The sequence below is a fragment of the Dongia sp. genome (assembly GCF_041905885.1).
GTDB lineage: Bacteria > Pseudomonadota > Alphaproteobacteria > Dongiales > Dongiaceae > Dongia.
This window is the reverse complement of the sequence record NZ_JAYRKD010000007.1, coordinates 141,588-159,556: the sequence shown is the minus strand read 5'-3', so window position 1 is coordinate 159,556 and position 17,969 is coordinate 141,588. Positions and strand designations below refer to the sequence as shown.

Below are 17,969 nucleotides of genomic sequence, written 5' to 3'. Positions count from 1 at the left end.
TCCTCATCTGGCCCAGCGCCAATTCAGGGGCCGATAGCGTGGATCCTGCAGTGAAGGCATTGGACGGCAAGGCGGCGCTGGTGCCGTTCGAGAGCGCACCCTTCCCCTATCGCGGCATGGTCCCCGGCGACGAGACGCACGAAGACGCGCCCTTCCTCGATGCCAGTCAAGGTTCGCGCCGCGGCCATACGGCGCCGCGCAGCGGTGTCTATTGGGAGGACGAGACCTACAACGACCGTCGCAGCCTGCTCTACATCCCGAAGGGCTTTGATCGCCGCAGGAAGGGCGCAATCGTGGTCTTCCTGCACGGCAACCAGGCGATGCTGGCGCGTGACGTGGTCGAGCGCCAGCAGGTGCCGCGCCAGCTTGCGGAATCCAACCTGAACGCGGCGCTGGTCGCCCCGCAGCTTGCCGTCGATGCGCTCGATTCCAGCGCCGGTGGCTTCTGGCAATCCGGGGCCTTCGCCCGCTATCTGCGCGAGACCGACCACAAGCTGGCGGCGCTTGCCGGCGAGGGCATGAGCGCGCAGGATTTCGCGCGGATGCCGGTGATCCTGGTCGCCTATAGCGGCGGCTATCTGCCGGCAGCCTGGTCGCTGGCGGTCGGCGAGGCGAACCGGCGCATCGCCGGTGTGATCCTGCTGGATGCAATCTACGACGAGACCGAGAAGTTCGCCGAATGGATCGAGGATCGCCGCAGCGAGGCCTTCTTTTTCAGCGCCTATAGCGCGTCGAGTGCCGCGGGCAACGGCGATCTCCAAGACCAGTTCATGCGCGACGGAATCGACTTCGCGCTTGACCTGACGCCCTGCCTCGAGGCGGGCGACATCGTCTTCCTGCAGACCGGCCCCACCGTCGTCCACAATGACTTCGTCACCGATGCTTGGACCCGGGATCCGCTGCGGGCCGTGTTCGACCGGATCCGCGCCTTCCCGCGCGACAGCGCCAAGGCCTGCACACCCTAGCCTCCGCAGGGAACCTTCCTGCCCGATTTCACATTGGTCCAGGTGCGGATCGGGTGTGTCCGCGGTCTCAAGGACAACCGGATCGCATGCGGCGCGCATTCTCAGGCTGGCTTCCGCCGCTCGTCGGCGCGCTCATTCTCTGCTCGGCCGCTGGTGCCTTTGCCGCGGAGCAGGCCGGCAAGCCCTCGACGCCGCTTTTCGTCACCGAGGTCCTGATCCTGGTGGTCGCCGGGCGCCTGCTCGGCGAGGCGATGCAGCGGCTGGGACAGCCTTCGGTCATGGGGCACCTGCTGGCCGGCGTGGTGCTCGGCCCCTCCGTCTTCGGCGCGCTCTGGCCGGAGGCGCAACAGGCGCTGTTCCCCTCGGAAGCGGCGCAGAAGGGCATGATCGACGCGGTCGGCCAGGTCGGCGTGCTGATGCTGCTGCTGCTGGCCGGGATGGAAACCGATATCGGCCTGGCGCGCCGCACCGGCCGGGCGAGTCTCGCGGTATCGATCTGCGGCATCCTGCTGCCGTTCGCCTGCGGGTTCGCGCTCGGGATCTATCTGCCCGACTTCCTGCTGCCCAATCCGGAGGAGCGCTTCCCCGCCGCCCTGCTGCTCGGCACCGCGCTCTCGATCTCCTCGGTGAAGATCGTCGCGGTGGTCGTGCGCGAGATGAACTTCATGCGGCGGAATATCGGCCAGGTGATCCTGGCCTCGGCGGTGATCGACGACACGATCGGCTGGATCGTCATCGCGATCACCCTGAGCCTGGTCGAGAACAACCATCTCGACTGGCCGACCCTGGCGAAGTCGGTGCTGGGCACCGCGGTCTTCCTGGTCGTCAGCTTCACCGTCGGGCGCCGCGTGGTGTTCTGGCTGATCCGCTGGGCCAACGATCACTTCGAGAGCGAGCTGCCGGTGATCTCGCTGGTGCTGGCACTGACCTTCAGCATGGCGCTGATCACCGATGCGATCGGCGTCCATGACGTGCTCGGCGCCTTCGTCGCCGGCATCCTCGTGGGACAATCGCCGATCCTGACCCGGCAGATCGACCAGCAGCTGCGCGGCGTCATCACCGCGCTTTTCATGCCGATCTTCTTCGGCCTGGCCGGCATCACCGCCGATCTCACCATCCTCGCCAACCCCGAGATCCTGATGCTGACCGCCGGGATCGTCGCCATCGCCACGGTCGGCAAGTTCTCCGGCGCCTTTGCCGGCGGCAGGCTCGGCGGGCTGCGGCTGCCGGAATCGCTGGCCATCGCCTGCGGCATGAATGCGCGCGGCTCGACCGAGGTGATCGTCGCCACCATCGGCCTTTCGATGGGCGTGCTCAGCCAGGACCTCTTCACCATGATCGTCACCATGGCGGTGCTGACCACGCTGGCGATGCCGCCGTCGCTGCGCTGGGCGTTGGCGCGGCTGCCGATGCGCGAGGAAGAACGCCAGCGGATCGAGCGCGAGGAGTTCGAGGCCAAGGGCTTCATGCCCAATGTCGAGCGCCTGCTGCTCGCGGTCGACGACAGCCCCAACGGAAAGTTCATGGCGCATCTGACCGGACTGCTCGCCGGCCGCCGCGGCACGCCGACCACGCTGCTGCGGGTCCGGGCGCCGGACGAGAGGCCGAAGTCGAGGCCGAAGGAAGAGGATCACGGACCGGAGGCCGACCTCAAGGCCGGTGCGGAGACCGCACGTGGCGCCCATGACGCCGAGCAGGCGGCTTCGGAGGCGGCGGCGCAGGAGGAAATGACGGGCAAGGCGGAGCCTTCCCAGGAAGAGGCGGCGCCGGAGGAGAAGAAGGCGCCCAAGACCGCGACGCCCCCGGTCCCGCTGATCAAGGCGGAAGCCACCGCCGCGCAGGCGGAGGCAATGGTCGCGCGGGAATCGCGCAAGGGCTATGACCTGATGATGGTGGGCGTCGATGAGACGCTCGGTCCCGACGGCGCGCTGCATGAGGACATCGCCCGCATCGTCGCCGGCTTCGAGGGCCCGCTCGGGGTCACCATCGCCCGCGGCGGGCATCGCGAAGACCCGACGCAGCGGCTGAAGATTCTAGTTCCCGTCAGCGGCAACAACGTCTCGCGCCGCGCCGCCGAGGTTGCGGTGATGCTGGCCCGGGCCCAGGGCGTGCCGATCACCTTTCTCTATGTCGCGAGCGGCAAGCGCGACGGGCGCCGGCGTGGCGGCGCCCTGCACCAGCACGAGCAGGCGGCATTGAAGGAGCTGGTCACCTGGGCCGAACGCTATGACACCGAGGCGGACATCTCGGTTCATACCGAGCTGGCGCCGCACGAAGCCATCCTGCGCGAGATCAAGCGCCGCGGTTTCGACCTGGTGGTCATGGGCGTCAACCGCCGGCCCGGCGAGGCGCTGTTCTTCGGCAATGTCGCCGGCGCGGTGATCGCGGACGCCGAAGCCTCGGTGCTGCTGCTCTCGAGCTGAACCCGGGAAGTGCGAAGCCGGACCGCGACGGGGCGGCCCGGCTTGCTGGAGAGACCGTCGCGAAATTGACGGTCGGGTGGAATGGACGCGCGCCTAGGCGGCGCGGATCTTGGACAGGAAGTCGTTCACCTGGCCGCGCAGGCGATCCGCCTGCTTGCCGAGGCCCTCGGCGGCCGTGCGAACCCCCTCCGCGGCCATGCCGGTGGCATCGGCCTCGTCGGTCACGCCGGAGATGTTCTCCGAGACGTCCCGGGTCCGGGTCGCGGCCTGCTGGGTATTGCGGGTGATCTCCTGGGTCGCCGCACCCTGCTCCTCGACCGCCCCTGCGATCGAGGTCGCGATCGAGCTCACTTCGGCGATGGTGCCGCCGATGCGTTTGATCGCATCGACCGCTTCCTTGGTCACGTTCTGCACCGCGGCGATCTGGGCCGAGATGTCCTCGGTCGCCTTGGCGGTCTGGTTGGCGAGGCTCTTCACCTCGGATGCCACCACCGCGAAGCCCTTGCCCGCCTCGCCGGCCCGCGCCGCCTCGATAGTGGCGTTGAGCGCCAGCAGGTTGGTCTGGCCGGCGATGTCGTTGATGAGGCCGATCACCTCGCCGATCTTGCTGGCGATCTCCGCCAGGCTTTGCACGGTGCGGTCGGTCTCGCGGGTCTCCTCGACGGCGCGGCCGGCGATGTCGGCGGCGCTGGCGACCTGGCGGCTGATCTCGCCGATCGAGGCCGAAAGCTCCTCCGAGGCCGCGGCCACGGTCTGCACGTTGGACGACGCCTCTTCGGACGCGCCGGCCACCGCCTTGACCTGGCCCTTGCTGCGCTCGGCCGCCCGGCTCATGTCAGACGAGGTGTCGAGCATCTGCCGCGACGACTGGGCCAGCGCATCCAGCGCCTGCTTCACCTCGGCCTCGAAGGCCCTGATGCTGGCCTCGACGCTGTGCTGGCGCGCCTCGGCTTGCGCATGGCGTTCATGCTGCTCAGCCTCGATCCGCGCCTTGTCCTCGGCATTCTGCTTGAAGGTGCCGAGCGCGCCGGCCAGTGCGCCGATCTCGTCGCTGCGACCGGGGAAGGCGGCCTCGGCACTGAGATCGCCGGCGGCGACCCGCAGCATGGCGTCGCGGATCTGGTGCAGCGGGCGGATGACGCGGCGGCCGATCAACAGCATGCTGCCGATGGCGAGCACGATCGCGCCGGCCAGCAGCACGAGCTGCGTCACCAAGTTGATCTGCGCCGTGCCGCGCTGGCTCCCGGCATAGCCTTTGGCGCTGTCGAGCGCCGCCTCGGCGACACCCACCAGGGACGCGAGGCGCGCCACGGTGTAGTTCGACCAATCAGCCGGGTTCATGTCCGGCACCTGGCCGGCGGCGATCGCGTTGATCAGGCTTTCGCGCTTGGCGACGTATTCGTCCGAGAAATACTGCGACTTCGCATTGGCGATCGCGTCGGTCAGCGCCGCCGCCGACCGCGGGGTGACGACGGTCTCGGCCAGGAGGGCGTTCCAGGCGGTCTGCGCCTCGATGACGGAGGTGCGGTACTTGTCCATCGCTTCCGGCGTCATCTCCTTGGCGGCCATCGCGTTGGTGACGCCGAGCGAGGCATTGCCGCCGGAATTGCGTACCATCCAGGCGAGCTGGCGTACGGTCAGCATCTGGTCGATAACGGCATCCTCATGCTTCACCGAGGCCGAAAGCTTCTGCGACAACTGGTCGAGCGCGGCGATGAGGTCGGTTGCGGTCTTCATGTAATCGTCGAACAGGCCGGCACGGCGCTCGGCCTTAGGCTTCTTCACCGCTTCGAGGGTCTCGGCCTGCAGCTTGATGATCGTGTCGTTGAGCGCGACCAGCGCCGGGAGCAGCGTCTCCTTGTCGGCGAAGTCGATCTCCGGCAGCCGTTCCAGGGCATCCGCCAGGGCCGGCATCTCCGCGCCGCGGGTCCGGTTCATGATCTCAAGATCGCCGTCAGTGACGGTTGACTCCGCATTGACGGCGCGCGTCGTGGTCGAGCGGTCGGTGCGCAGGTTATGCATCGCGCGGAAGGCGGAGCCGGCCGCCTCGGCCACGGTGACGATGCGGCCGGCGCTCGCGACCTTTTGCCAAGACTGCCAGGCACCAAAGGCCAGCATGACGACCACAATGGCGGCCAGGGCGGCGACGACCGACTTCAGCAGCGCGTTCGCCGACAAGCGATTGAACATGAGATCCTCCGAAATTGGACCTCAGTCATGCCCCGTAGCGGGTAAAGAAACCGTATATCGATGAATTGAACATTTTCCCACAAATGCATTGCTTCTCATGCACTTCCGCAACACCGGCCGCGCTCAGCGCAGCTTCGCCTGGAATGCCGCGAAGATGTCATAGATCTCGCGCTCCAGATCGTCGTCCCAGAACTCACGCCAGGCATTGGTGGCGATGATCACCAGCCGCTCCTTCGGATTCACATAGAGGAACTGGCCGTTGATGCCCTGAGCCGTGAAGCCGCCGATCGAATCCGACCCGTCGGGAAACACCCACCACTGATATTGATAGCCGAGGGTCCAGCCCTCGTGCAGCTTGCCCGGCATGACCTGCGGCCGGTCGGGATGCGTCGCCTCGGCGACCCAGCCGGCCGGCAGGAGCTGCCGGCCGTTCCAGTTTCCGCCGTTCAGCAGGAACTGCCCGAACCGCGCATAGTCGCGCAGCGTCGCGTTGAGGCAGCAATAGGCGATCTCATTCGCGCCGCCCCCGTCGCCGTCGAGATTCCAGTTGGCGTCGGCCTGCATGCCGAGCGGGACCCAGAGCTTCTCCGAGAGGTAATCGGCGAGCGGCTTCCTGGTCACCGAGCTCACCAGCCAGCCCAGGGCCGAGGTGTCGAGGCCGCTGTAGTTGAAGGTGGAGAACGGCGGCTTGCCGGGCCGCGCGTGGGAGAGAAACTCGGTCACCGGCTTGGTGTTGTATTGGATGGTCGCGGCCCAGAGCGTGTTGATGTCGGATTCCGGCCGGTCGTAATCCTCGACGAAATCGACGCCGGAGGACATCTGCAGCACTGCCTTGATCGGCACGCCTTCGAAGCCGGAGCCCTTCAGACCGGGCACATACTGGTCGATCGGGTCATCGACGCTCTTGATCAACCCATCACCGATGGCGAAGCCCACCAGGGTGGAGGTGAAGGACTTCGCCATCGACCAGGAGGTGAAGAGAGAATTCCGATCGGCGGCCAGCAGATAGCGCTCGTAGACCACCTTGCCGTCCTTCAGCACGATCAGGCCGGTGCTGCGGGCCCGGGAGAAATAATCCTCGATCGGGATGTCCTTGCCGTCATGGCGATAGGTGAGGCTGTCGATCGCCTCGCCCTGCGGCAGCTCTGAAGCCGTGTCGCCGCGCTTGACCGGCCGCGCGAAATAGATTTCGCCCATATGCCGCAGCGCGCCGATGTAGTGCTCGCTGCGCCACATCGTGTCGCGATTGCCGAAGGGTGCGTCATCGGCGCGCGCCGCCGATGGGATCCCGATCAGCAGCAGTACTGCAACGCGCACCCATCCCGCAGTCATGAACCCTCCCCGCCGATTCTGCGCCGCAGTGTAGCGCAGCCGACGGGGACCCGGGCAAGGGCGCCTGCAGCGCCGCTACGGATCAGTTCACGCGAACCTTGGCGTTCTGCTTCTCGTCCGGGTGCGGCTTGCGGTGCTGCAGATAGGCCTTGGCGGCCTCGAAGGCGTATTTGATGCCCTGGACGCCGGCATTGTCCCAGTACTCGCCCTCGCGGCCATCGACCCGGATCAGGCAAAGCGTGGGATCGGCCTTGCCCTCGGGAAACCAGACCTTCCAGGCCTCGGACCAGAGGTGGTCGATCAGGTTGCGGTCCTTCACGATCTCGGCGCGGCCATAAACGGCGGCGAACTGCCGGTTGCCCTGGAAGGTGACAACGACCTCCGGACTGACCGCGATCTCGGTGATCTTCGGCGAATCCATGCTGGTCGCGAAGAAGATGTCGCCGTCCTCGCGGATCTCCGCGATATGCATCGGCCGGGCGTGATTGCTGCCGCTGGCGCCGCTGGTCACCAGCATTGCATTGTCGAAATCCTTGATGACTTCATAGAGCCGTTCCTGCTTGGCCACGCTGCCCATCGGTCAACTCCTTGCTGCGGGTGTGTGCGGTCAACCGATGCTGGTTGGAGAGGTTCCGAACCGCGCCAGAAATCTCCGAATCTCCCCAAACCGGCCGCTCCGCAGGCGCAGCGCAGCGCACCTTGGCTTGCCCGCGCAGCATGCAACGACCATGTTCATTACATTGCCCCCAGCGGACCCGGCACGGGAACGTGCCGCATCAGAAGGTGACTGCGGTGCTCTTGCGCTTTCTCGGCGAGGCAGGCATCTATTTCCCCGATCGCGACGCCATCAGGTTCACGGCGCTGTCCGGTGGCGACGCGCTCGACTGCTTCGTGACGCGCTCCGCGCTCGAGGTGATTGGCTGCAGCCAAAGCGACCGGCCCGCTGCGTTGATCGCGCGCTTCCAGCAGAATCGCGCGCTGATCGAACTGGCGGCCACGGTCAAGTATCAGCGCTCGCCCGCGGGCAGCGTGATCGCGCTCGAGGCCGGCGATCTCCAGGACCTGTCGCAGGACCTGACCCGCCGCCTGACGCCGAGTCGGCCCGGAAAGACGTTTGACATGGAGGGTTGATGAACCGACCTGTCGAGCTTCATCAGAAAGAGCCGGAGAGCGAGACCGGGCGCAACGATGCGCCGGGCGTCGCCGCGCTCAAGAAGGCGATCACCAAGAAGCTGCTCTACACCGTGGGCAAGGATCCCGAGCATGCCAGCGTGCACGACTGGTACATGGCGACCGCGCTGGCGGTGCGCGACCGAATGGTCGACCGCTGGGTCGAGACCACGCGGCGCACCTATGCGCAGGCGGAGAAGCGGGTCTACTACCTCTCGCTCGAGTTCCTGATCGGCCGGTTGCTGATCGACACGCTGACCAATCTCGGCCTGATCGCCGCCTGCCGCACCGCCTTGCACGAGCTCGGTGTCGACTTCGATGCGGTCCGCAATTCCGAGCCCGATGCCGCGCTCGGCAACGGCGGTCTCGGCAGGCTCGCGGCCTGCTACATGGAGAGCATGGCTTCGACCGACATCGCCGGCTTCGGCTACGGCATCCGCTACGACCACGGCCTGTTTCGCCAGATCATCCGCGACGGCAACCAGGTGGAGGTTCCGGAGGACTGGCTTGCCTTCGGCAATCCCTGGGAGTTCGAGCGGCCCGAGGTCACCTTCCATGTCGGCTTCGGCGGCCGCGTCGAGCCCAAGGGTCCGGGCGGCCAGCGCTTCGAGTGGCGTCCGTCGGAATACGTGGTCGCGGTCGCCTATGACACGCCGGTGGTGGGCTGGGAAGGCAACCGCGTCAACACGCTGCGCCTATGGTCGGCGCGGCCCGCGGCCCCGATGCAGTTCACCGATTTCAACCGCGGCCAATACCAGGACGCCTTCGCCGAGCAGGTGCGCGCGACCAGCATCTCGCGCGTGCTCTATCCCGACGATTCGACGCCGGCCGGCCAGGAACTCCGGTTGAAGCAGGAATACTTCTTCGTCTCCGCCTCGCTGCAGGACTTGATCCGCCGCCATGTGATGCAGCACGGCACGGTCGCGAACCTGCCGAAATCGGCGGCGATCCAGTTGAACGACACGCACCCGGCCCTGGCCGTCGCCGAGCTGGTGCGGATCCTGGTGGATGAGCATAAGTTCGTGCTGCGCACGGCGCTGGAGCTGACGCGCGCGTCCCTCTCCTACACCAACCACACATTGTTGCCGGAAGCGCTAGAGACCTGGCCGGTCGGGCTGATGGAACGGTTACTGCCGCGGCATATGCAGATCATCTACCAGATCAATGCGCTGCACCTGGCCGAAGTGGCCGAGCGCAAGGAAATCGACAAGGAGCGCATTCCCGCGCTCTCGCTGATCGACGAGCATGGCGGAAGGCGGGTGAAGATGGGCCATCTCGCCTTCATCGGCTCGCACCGGGTCAACGGCGTCTCTGGCCTGCACGGCAAGCTGATGCGCGAAAGCGTGTTCCGCGAACTGCACCAGCTCCATCCCGACCGCATCACCCATATCACCAACGGCATTACCTTCCGGCGCTGGCTGCTGGAATGCAACCGCGGCCTCGCCGATCTCATCACCGAGGCGATCGGAACAAGCTGGATCGGCGATTCGACCGAGCTCGAGCGCTTGATGCCGCTGCGCGAGGATGCGGGCTTCCAGCAGCGGTTCCTGGAGGTGAAGCGGCGCAACAAGGAGCGACTGCTGGGATCGGTGCTGCGCCATCTCGGCCAGTCGCTGAATCCGGACAGCCTGTTCGACGTGCAGGTGAAGCGCATGCACGAATACAAGAGGCAACTGCTGAACATCCTGGAAGCGATCGCGCATTACAACGAGATCCGCGCCGCACCGCATCGCGACTGGGTGCCGCGGGTGAAGATCTTCGCCGGCAAGGCGGCCGCCAGCTATCACCGCGCCAAGCTGATCATCAAGCTGATCAACGACGTCGCGCGCATCGTCAACAACGACCCGATCGCCCGCGACCGCCTGCGCGTCCTGTTCCTGCCGAACTACAATGTGAGTCTCGCCGAGCTGGTGATCCCGGCGGCCGATCTCTCCGAGCAGATCTCGACCGCGGGTCTGGAGGCGTCCGGCACCGGCAACATGAAGTTCGCGCTGAACGGCGCTCTGACCATCGGCACTTTCGACGGGGCGAATATCGAGATCCACGACCATGTCGGGGCCGATAACATCATGATCTTCGGCCTGCGCGCCGATGAGGTGGCGCAGAAGCGCCGCGCCGGCTATGCGCCGGGCCAGACCGTGGCGGTCACGCCGGCGCTGGCGGAAACGCTGGCCGCGATCCGCGGCGGCGTGTTCTCGCCGGACGACCCCGCGCGCTATATCGGCCTGGTGGACGACCTCGTCAACAACGACCACTTCCTGGTGACCGCCGATTTCGCCGCCTATGCCGCCAAGCAACGCGAGGCCGACGATCTCTTTCGGCGGCGACCGCTCTGGGCCGCGAAGGCCATCACCAACACCGCCAAGATGGGCTGGTTCAGCGCCGACCGCGCCATCCGCGAATACGCCAGCGATATCTGGGGCGTGGCAGGACAAGCGGGTTAGGTCAACAAAAAATGAACGAGATCAAGTCACTGAAGAATTGTGCCGGGCGTCTGTGTCACCGGCAGCGATCATGCCCGCAAACACCCCTATCGACAGTCTGGCTTTGACCAGATGCCGTCCTGTTTACGGTGGGCCTCACTCAAATGGGGTACCGCGCATAAGTAGAAAGACCCTCACACTTTAGCGTGGTTCGAGAGCCTATGCGTTACGGCCCTTGGGCCCCTATTAGGCAAATAATCGCGCCCACCCCGACTATTTTCTGGTAAACTATTGCAAGTCGCAGTTGAGTATTTGCAGCATGCTTGTTCGGTCGGAGTTCTTACCCTTTGCAAGTTGCGATCCTCACGCCTGTAAGACTCCTCGGGGAAGGGCTGGTGGCTGGCTTAGCCCGCTGCGACGCGACGTTTTCACTGACCCTGTTCCGGGATATCGCGGCTTTGCACGCGGCGTTGCCGTCGCAATGCTTCGACATTGCGCTGATCGATATGACGCAAGAAACCGATCTAATGGCGATACGGACCCTTGCCGTCGAGTGGCCGGCCTTGGCTCTGGTTGCGCTCGGGCTGCGCGAGCAGCGGCAGGACGTGATCCGCTGCGGGCGTGCCGGATTCCGCGGCTACGTGGCCCGGGACGCGTCGATCGAGGAGCTCGGGCAAGCGCTCTCCAACGTGGCCACGGGGCGTCTCGCCTGCCCTTCGGAGATTTCCGCCGGCTTGCTGCGAGCCTTGTTCGACGGCGCCGGCGAGGCACCCGAAGACGAGCGCAACCTGGCGCCGAATTTGACGCAGCGCGAACGCGAAGTCCTGGTCCTGGTCGGCCGCGGCATGTCGAACAAGGAGATCGCGCGCGACCTCAGCCTGAGTGTCGCCACGGTCAAGCACCACGTCCACAATCTCCTCGACAAGATGCAGGTATCGCGGCGTTCGCAAGCCATGCGCCGCGTCCAGGAAAAGCCCTGGCTGGCTTCGCTTCGGGTCTCGACGGAGAGTTTCGGCGGGCTGCGAAGAGAGGGCCGCCGCGGCACCTAGATGATCCCGCCGCAAGCCAGGTTCCGCGGCATCAGCGCAACGACGAGATCTTGAAGAAGAATTTCCGGCGCTTCTTGACGTCGTCGTTTTGGACTGTCTTCAGCGTGGCGATCTTGATCGTCTGACCCTTCGGGTACTCGACGGAAGCGCCTTTCAGGGAACTGCCCTTGCCGGCATTGGTCGCCTGCTCCAGCGGCCATAGATTCTCGACCTGGTCGTTCTGGGCCAGGCCGCCGAACTGGATCTCGTGCACGTGGTCAAGCTGGTAGCCGTCCTGCGTTGCGTTGAAGCCGTAGGGCTCGATCAGGCGCAGGAGCTTGTCGCCGCCGGCCGTGGTTTCCTGGGAGAGCGGCCCGACGATGCTGCCGAGCCGGATCCGGAACTTGGTTCCGAGACCGATGGTTTCTCCGCCGGGCAGCTTGGCGGGTTTCTCCGGCGAATAGACCACCATCGCGGAACCGGTTTCGTCCTTCTGGCCCTTGGTCAGGATGGCGCGCATCGCCGACTGGGACTTCGGCCGTCGGTCCGGCGGCAGCCGGCCGCCGAGGACCAGCGTCGGATAGTTCGCCGAGGCGGGGCCGGGCCAGGCAATCGGAATCGGATTGTCCTCGGTCCCGTAGTCGTCGCTGCCGAATACCTTGCCCAGCTGCTCGCCGATCGAATCGAATGCGTCGCTGATCTCGGTCCGCTTGGTGGCGGCGACGTTCACATGCCCGAGCTTGAGCGCCTTCTTGAGCTCGCCCTGCAGCGTTTGGATCTTGTCGATCTTCTTGTCGACGGCGCTCAGGATCTTCTGCTTGTCGGCATCGGCGTAGTTGGGGTCGGCCTGCAGGTCGGCGATGAAGTTCCGCAACCGGCGCGGCGAGCTCTCGATATAGATCTCGGCCTCGCTGTTTTCGTCGCCGTGGAAGGACAGGGTGTGCGTGTCCTTCCCGCTGCCGACCTTCAGGCGGACCTTCCACCATTCGCTGATGGCGGCGATTCCCGACTTGATGCCGGCGATCACCGCGTCCAGCGCCGCCTTGACCTTGTCGATCAGCCAGAGGATGGCCGAGTCCACCTGGGCGCGCAGCTTGTCGATGATATTGGAGATCTCGCGGCCGACGTCGCCGAGGCCGACCTGGTCGGCCAGGAAGCCGATCACCACCGGCATGCCCTTGTGCAGGATGTCGCGGAACTTCGCGCCGACCGTCTCGATCTTGCCGTCGGCGATGTCGAGCACATTGTCCAACGCCTCGTTCGCCATGTCGACCAGCCGCCGCGCCCAACGCTTGGCGGTGACCAGCGCCTTGTAGATGCGGCGTGCGACGTCGATCACCTCCGAGAGGCCCGCGGTAGCGGCGGCGGACGTGGCCATCAGCGCCAGCTCCTCGGCGACCTTGACGGTGACCCAGGAGACCAGGCCCTTCAGGATGGTGCTGCCGAACTCCTTGGCCTGGCCGATCAGGCCCTTGGTGTTCTCCGCCGGCGACTTGTTGACGTCGATCGTCTTGTTGACCCAGTCCACGACCTTGACGATGCGGCCGTACCAGACCTGCAGCTTCGCGACCTTCTCCTTGTCGAAGCGCTTCGCCAGCAGTTCGAAGACGTGGTTGACCGAGAGCCCGAGCACGTCGAGCACGAAGAAGAACACATCCTTCGGGTCGGTCCAGCTGGCCGGCGGCGTGATGTTCTTCTCCGCGAGCGGTCCGAGCAGCCAACCCTTGAGCCCGTATTCCAGGTGATAGCCGATCCGGCTCCACAGCAGCTTGAAGCCGTGACCGAGGCTGCGCACCGTGTTCTTGATGAAGTCGAGCGGCTTCTTGCTCACGGTGTCCCAGGCCGCCATCGCCTTCGCCGCGACCGTCTGCAGCAGGTCCAGCGGCAGGTTGAAGACGCGCAGCACCAGCATGAACGCCTCTTTCACCGCGCCGATCAGGTCGTGGTCCTTGAACACCAGCTTGATCAGCTTGGCGATATCCGCCTTGGTCTTCTGCCAGGCGTCGGCATCCTTCGCCAGCTCCGAGAAAAGCTCGATCTGCTCCAGGATGATCGGCCCGATGAAATCCACGATCGGGTCGCGGATGCAGGCCGGGATCCAGTTCCAGACTTTCTCCGCCAGCAGCAGCGGCAGGCCGTAGATGTCCAGCACGACGCCGCCGACCTTCTGGAACAGGGTCAGCATCTGCTGCAGGAAGAATTGCAGCCGGCCGAGCGCACCGGTCATCCATTGCGCGGCCTGCGCCAGCTGCTGGTTCGCCCAGACCGCCACTGCGGTCACCTGGTCGGCCACCCATTGCACCGCGTTGACCGCGAATTGCAGCAGCGAGCCGCCGAGCGAGGCCGCGGCCCGCGCCAGGCTGCCCGCAAAGGCGCCGAGCAATCCGCTGATCGTGTTCGCGACCTGGGTGACGGCGCCGCCCAGCCGCTGCGCCGCGGCGAGCAGCGGCGGGATCAGCACCTTCTCGAGTTGGACCCGGGCCTGGACGATGATGTTGCCCTTGCCCCAGTTGGCGGCGATCCAGCGCAGGCCCTGCGCCGCCGCGGCGACGGCCGCGCCGACCGCGGCGATCGGACCGGCCGGTGAGACCGCGATGGCGACGCCCGCGACGATGCCGCCGATGACGGCGAGCTCCCGGCTGAACGGCTCGAGCCGCGCCTTGATGGCGCTCCAGGCGGCTTGCAGCTTGGCCTGCAGCCATTGCAGCAGGCCGTCCTGGCCCTCGGCACCCTCGCCGATGCCGAGCTTGTTCTTGATCCAGGTCCAGGCCTTGGCCGCCATCGAGCGGATCCAGGAGGTCTTCTCCCAGACCCAGCTGTAGTAGTCCTTGATCAGCCCCCACATCCACTGCAGCATTTCCCATTGCTGGGCGGCGTATTGCTTGATCAGCTCCCAGATCGGCGCGCCGATCTTGTCCCACAGCATGGCGAAGAGCTGCTTGATCTTCACCACAACCGGCTGCAGCCGCTCCACGATCGGCAGGATCAGCTGCTCGGCCGTCTTCTCGATCTTGTCCGCTGCGATGCGCAGTGGCGTGCAGTCGTTCTGGGCGATCTGCGCAGCGGCGGTCTGCAGCGCCACCACCAGCGGCTGGAACTCGGCGCCGAGCTGCAGGCCGATGCCGCTGACCGCGCGGACCGGGGCCATGACGGTGTTGAACACGCCCTCGATCGCGCCGGTCGCGCGCTCCTTCAGCCAGTCGAACACGCCGGACGGCCCGTTCTGGATGATCGGCACCAGGCCCGGCGCCACCTGGCGCAGCAAGGTCCAGCCCGCGCTCTCGCCGAAGTCGAGCAGCTTCTCGTACCAGGGGCGATTGTCTTCCTCTTCGCGCTGGATCGGGCCGGAGGCCGCGTCACGGCGAATCTCCGATCGCTGGGCTGCGGCGCCATGCTGGATCGTGTGGGTCAGCTCATGCGCGATCAGCTCGCGCCCGCCGGTCGTCTCCGGCTGGTACTGGCCGCCGCCAAAGAAGATATGGCTGCCGACCGTAAAGGCATTGGCGTTGAGGCGATCGCTGAGTCCGGCGGCCCGGCTGTCGGTATGGACGCGCACCGCGCCGAAATCGGCGCCGAAGCGCGGCTCCATGAAGCTGCGCACCGGGCCTGCCAGCGGCGCGCCGCCGGTCGCCATTGCGCCGCCGATCTCGCTCGCCGACGGCGTCACCGCCGGCGCGGGCCCTGCCGCGTCACGCTGCAGCTCCGCCTGACCGGCGGTCGCGGTTACGCCGACCGCAGCCGGCGCGGGCATCCGCGCGATTGCCGCCCCCATGGCTTTGGCCTCGCGCTCCGAGGCGTCTTGCGGCGAGGAGATCCGGAGCGGCGGGCCGGGGGCGGCGGATTCGGCAGCACCCGAGCGCTGCAAGGCCTGGCGCGCCATCGCCGCCACACCCTGATTGCCGAGCCGCCGCTGCAGCAACTGCGCCGGATGTGACTCCCCGCCTGCCGTCGCGCGCGCGATCGCCGCGGCCGGCGGCCGCCGCTCCGACGTCGACCGCCGCAAATCCGTGGCGCGCTCCGGTGTCATCGGCATGAGCGCCGCCTAATGGACGTAAGCGCCCACCGGCATCAACCCCTCGGCGGCCTGGTGCCGTCACCCGGCGGCGGTGCGCTGGCTTCGTCTTTCTGCTTCGGCTTGATGCAGTTCCAATGCCCCATCAGCATCGGCCGGATGTTGCGCACCATGCGGCTGTCGGCGGGGATGTCTTTCTTTTCGTTCTTGGTCGCGATGTCGAAAGCATCCAGCTTGCCGATCACGACACATTCGCAGCCGCAGTCACAGCCGCAGACGCCGTTGATGTGATCGTCATAGCATCGACAGAAATCCTCAGCCGTCGCATCCGCGCTGATGCCCGGCTGCGCCGCGTTCCGCTCCGCATGCTCCTCGCAGCATCCTTCCTGCTGGCGGGGCGGCTGCGTTTGCTTCGGCAGGCAGGCGCAGGCGCATTTCGGCTGCTTGTCGCAGACCCGGACCTCGAACCCGGCGACCGCCCGGGTGTAGACTGCCTCACCCTCGTCATCGGGCGCGCACGAAACGTCGCGCTTGCGGCAGCATTTCTCTATGTAGCAGACCGAGACCCAGAGCTCCTTCGGCATCTTCTCGCAGCCGGGATCATAGGGGAAGGAAACGTCATCCGGCAGATTGATCGGATTGCCCGCGCAGTCCAGGGCGAGGCCGCGGCCGATCTTGATGCCCAGCCTCCGCCCGTCGCATTCCGACACCGCCGTCACTTTCAGTCCACAGACGACGCCGCAGCCGAACAGCGAACTGAACATCAGCTTCATGAGATTGCGGGTGTAATCGACGCCCGCCGTCAGGTCCTCGTCCTCGAGCAGAAGGCCGGGGCTGAACCGCGGCCGCGACAAGTTCGAGAGACCCTGTTGCATGATCGGTAGATTGGACGCGTTCATTTCATTTCTCCCTTAGATCTTAGGATCCAGAGCTCGCGGACACGGGCGGCTTGATGTTCTGCTTGGGATCGACCAAGAAGCTCGAAAGAAAGACCCCGCCGGGTGTGCCGTTGCCACTGGGCGTGGGGCTTTCAAAACCCGGGTCTGCGTCGAGCGCCTGATTGTGACAGTCGCGGAGTATCGTCCCACGGACCTCCACCTCGACGAGGAAATTGTCGTCTTCTCGCCGGAGAATTGAGTTCTTCCCGGTCAACTCGTCCCTGATCCACTCCGGACTCACATAGACGCAAATATGCTTTGTGGTGGTCTTCCTGGAATCGGATTCGTCCAAGAGGCTATCGATGGGTACCTGCATTGGCACGCGCCAACCGGTCCCTGGATCCTGAGTGTAGACCCTGATGATCAGCGCATTCGGCATGATGGAACGCGTCAGCACCGGACCTGAGAAATCCACTGTGAACTCGGTCTGCCCGCTGGTGCCGAAGAACTCGAAGAATCTCCACAACGGCACAGGCGGCTCTTTTTTCAGGAAATCACGGTGCCATTGATCCCAGCTGATCGTTTCGATCTTGGTCAGGTCGCAGCCGCGGGCGAGGTCGTAGAGCAGGTCATTGCTCTTGACCAACCGGCGCGGGCCGCAATCGTCGTCGATCGCGGTGACGGCGATGGGCTCGCACTTGGAGTCGAACTCGCCAAGCGTGATGCAGGCGAGATCGACGCCGGCATGCGGATCGACACAGAGGCCTTGCCAGCCATGGGCCGGGCTGGCCTCGCCGGCAATTTCGGCATGCTTCAGCCACTGGCACAGGCAGGAATGAGGTCCGCGGCCCGCGGTGCCGCAGGCGTCGTCGCGATCGGGGCATTTGCAGTGGCGATGGCAATGGAGCTCCGGGCAGGGACAGGCGTGATCGCCGAGCGGCCGCAGCGAGAACGCCACCGTCTCGCAGATGTACTTCTTCTCCGGCTTCCCGCAGCCGCAGCCCCAGGGCGACTTGCTGTCCTCGATCGCGCGTTCGGCATAGTGGATGGCGAGGACATAGCGCCCCGGCTTGGCCTCGGAAATCTTGCGCGGCTCGCAGCCGTCTTCCGACAGCAGGAAGGTGTTGCCGGCGTCGAGCGTCAGCCGGTGCTCGAGCACGGTTTCGCGCCCGTGACGATCGAGCGCAAAGCCGCGCCCGATCTTGAGCTTCTTGCGCATGGCCGGCGGCGGGGGCACAGGAGCTCCCGGCGTCGCAGCCTGCTGAGCGGCAGTCGTCGGCGCGTGCTGCGGCGGGTGCGTGTCGTGGAGCTTCAGCTTGAAGCCGTAGACCACGCCCCAGCCGAGCACCGCGCGGTTGATCAGCCGCCGCCGCTCGACCATGTGGCGCTGCTCGATCTTGAATTCCTCGGCGCGCATCTGCTTGCCGCGGAAGAAACGGTTTCGCTTGCCCGACCCGCAATCGCCGGACCCGCAGTCATGGGAGCCGTGATCGGGATGCCTGGTCGCCGCTTCGTCGCGCATGATTGTGCCTCCTTGCCGACCTTCCT

The 17,969-nt window shown here is 66.0% G+C and carries 11 protein-coding genes; 5 read left to right on the top strand and 6 right to left on the bottom strand.

Features of this window, described 5'->3' with window-relative positions; translation table 11 throughout:
- Positions 1 to 38: 38 nt before the first annotated feature.
- Complete coding sequence (locus ACH2CY_RS09635; RefSeq protein ID WP_395018495.1) at positions 39 to 965, top strand: hypothetical protein; 927 nt, start codon at positions 39 to 41, stop codon at positions 963 to 965.
- 86 nt (positions 966 to 1,051) lie between these two features.
- On the top strand, positions 1,052 to 3,388 hold the full coding sequence (locus ACH2CY_RS09630; protein ID WP_395018494.1) for a cation:proton antiporter: 2,337 nt from the start codon (positions 1,052 to 1,054) through the stop codon (positions 3,386 to 3,388).
- Positions 3,389 to 3,481: 93 nt separating this feature from the next.
- Here the strand turns inward: ACH2CY_RS09630 and ACH2CY_RS09625 are convergent, their stop codons facing one another.
- The 3 genes from ACH2CY_RS09625 to ACH2CY_RS09615 all read right to left on the bottom strand — a co-directional run bounded on the left by ACH2CY_RS09625 (position 3,482) and on the right by ACH2CY_RS09615 (position 7,487).
- Positions 3,482 to 5,578, bottom strand: a complete 2,097-nt coding sequence (locus ACH2CY_RS09625) for a methyl-accepting chemotaxis protein (protein ID WP_395018493.1) — start codon at positions 5,576 to 5,578, stop codon at positions 3,482 to 3,484.
- A gap of 123 nt (positions 5,579 to 5,701) precedes the next feature.
- Entirely contained in the window at positions 5,702 to 6,910 is a 1,209-nt protein-coding gene (locus ACH2CY_RS09620; protein WP_395018491.1) for a serine hydrolase domain-containing protein, read from the bottom strand.
- 82 nt (positions 6,911 to 6,992) lie between these two features.
- Positions 6,993 to 7,487 carry a pyridoxamine 5'-phosphate oxidase family protein gene (locus ACH2CY_RS09615; protein ID WP_395018490.1) on the bottom strand — a complete coding sequence of 165 codons (495 nt, stop codon included), beginning with the start codon at positions 7,485 to 7,487 and terminating at the stop codon, positions 6,993 to 6,995.
- A 191-nt stretch (positions 7,488 to 7,678) separates the two neighbouring features.
- Here ACH2CY_RS09615 and ACH2CY_RS09610 point away from each other — a divergent pair, with 191 nt between their 5' ends.
- From ACH2CY_RS09610 to ACH2CY_RS09600, 3 genes are all read left to right on the top strand, one after another.
- Positions 7,679 to 8,041, top strand: a complete 363-nt coding sequence (locus ACH2CY_RS09610) for a DUF1488 family protein (RefSeq protein WP_395018488.1) — start codon at positions 7,679 to 7,681, stop codon at positions 8,039 to 8,041.
- Positions 8,041 to 10,524: a glycogen/starch/alpha-glucan phosphorylase gene (locus tag ACH2CY_RS09605; protein ID WP_395018487.1), complete on the top strand. Its 2,484-nt coding sequence runs from the start codon at positions 8,041 to 8,043 to the stop codon at positions 10,522 to 10,524. The genes ACH2CY_RS09610 and ACH2CY_RS09605 overlap by 1 nt, the downstream gene beginning before the upstream one ends.
- 326 nt (positions 10,525 to 10,850) lie before the next feature.
- Positions 10,851 to 11,552 carry a LuxR C-terminal-related transcriptional regulator gene (locus ACH2CY_RS09600; protein WP_395018485.1) on the top strand — a complete coding sequence of 234 codons (702 nt, stop codon included), beginning with the start codon at positions 10,851 to 10,853 and terminating at the stop codon, positions 11,550 to 11,552.
- 31 nt (positions 11,553 to 11,583) lie between these two features.
- Here ACH2CY_RS09600 and ACH2CY_RS09595 read toward each other — a convergent pair whose 3' ends face one another.
- The 3 genes from ACH2CY_RS09595 to ACH2CY_RS09585 are packed head-to-tail and all read right to left on the bottom strand — an operon-like array spanning position 11,584 to position 17,943.
- Complete coding sequence (locus ACH2CY_RS09595; RefSeq protein ID WP_395018484.1) at positions 11,584 to 15,564, bottom strand: DUF4157 domain-containing protein; 3,981 nt, start codon at positions 15,562 to 15,564, stop codon at positions 11,584 to 11,586.
- A gap of 35 nt (positions 15,565 to 15,599) precedes the next feature.
- Positions 15,600 to 16,442 carry a hypothetical protein gene (locus tag ACH2CY_RS09590; protein ID WP_395018483.1) on the bottom strand — a complete coding sequence of 281 codons (843 nt, stop codon included), beginning with the start codon at positions 16,440 to 16,442 and terminating at the stop codon, positions 15,600 to 15,602.
- A gap of 19 nt (positions 16,443 to 16,461) precedes the next feature.
- Positions 16,462 to 17,943 carry a hypothetical protein gene (locus ACH2CY_RS09585; protein WP_395018481.1) on the bottom strand — a complete coding sequence of 494 codons (1,482 nt, stop codon included), beginning with the start codon at positions 17,941 to 17,943 and terminating at the stop codon, positions 16,462 to 16,464.
- Between the last annotated feature and the right edge of the window lie 26 nt (positions 17,944 to 17,969).

What these genes read in the sequence shown, in the direction of transcription:
- ACH2CY_RS09620 (WP_395018491.1), bottom strand. Translation starts at nt 6,910, where the DNA reads ATGACTGCGGGATGGGTGCGCGTTGCAGTACTGCTGCTGATCGGGATC.
- ACH2CY_RS09630 (WP_395018494.1), top strand. Translation starts at nt 1,052, where the DNA reads ATGCGGCGCGCATTCTCAGGCTGGCTTCCGCCGCTCGTCGGCGCGCTC.
- ACH2CY_RS09605 (WP_395018487.1), top strand. Translation starts at nt 8,041, where the DNA reads ATGAACCGACCTGTCGAGCTTCATCAGAAAGAGCCGGAGAGCGAGACC.
- ACH2CY_RS09615 (WP_395018490.1), bottom strand. Translation starts at nt 7,487, where the DNA reads ATGGGCAGCGTGGCCAAGCAGGAACGGCTCTATGAAGTCATCAAGGAT.
- ACH2CY_RS09625 (WP_395018493.1), bottom strand. Translation starts at nt 5,578, where the DNA reads ATGTTCAATCGCTTGTCGGCGAACGCGCTGCTGAAGTCGGTCGTCGCC.
- ACH2CY_RS09585 (WP_395018481.1), bottom strand. Translation starts at nt 17,943, where the DNA reads ATGCGCGACGAAGCGGCGACCAGGCATCCCGATCACGGCTCCCATGAC.
- ACH2CY_RS09595 (WP_395018484.1), bottom strand. Translation starts at nt 15,564, where the DNA reads ATGCCGATGACACCGGAGCGCGCCACGGATTTGCGGCGGTCGACGTCG.
- ACH2CY_RS09590 (WP_395018483.1), bottom strand. Translation starts at nt 16,442, where the DNA reads ATGAACGCGTCCAATCTACCGATCATGCAACAGGGTCTCTCGAACTTG.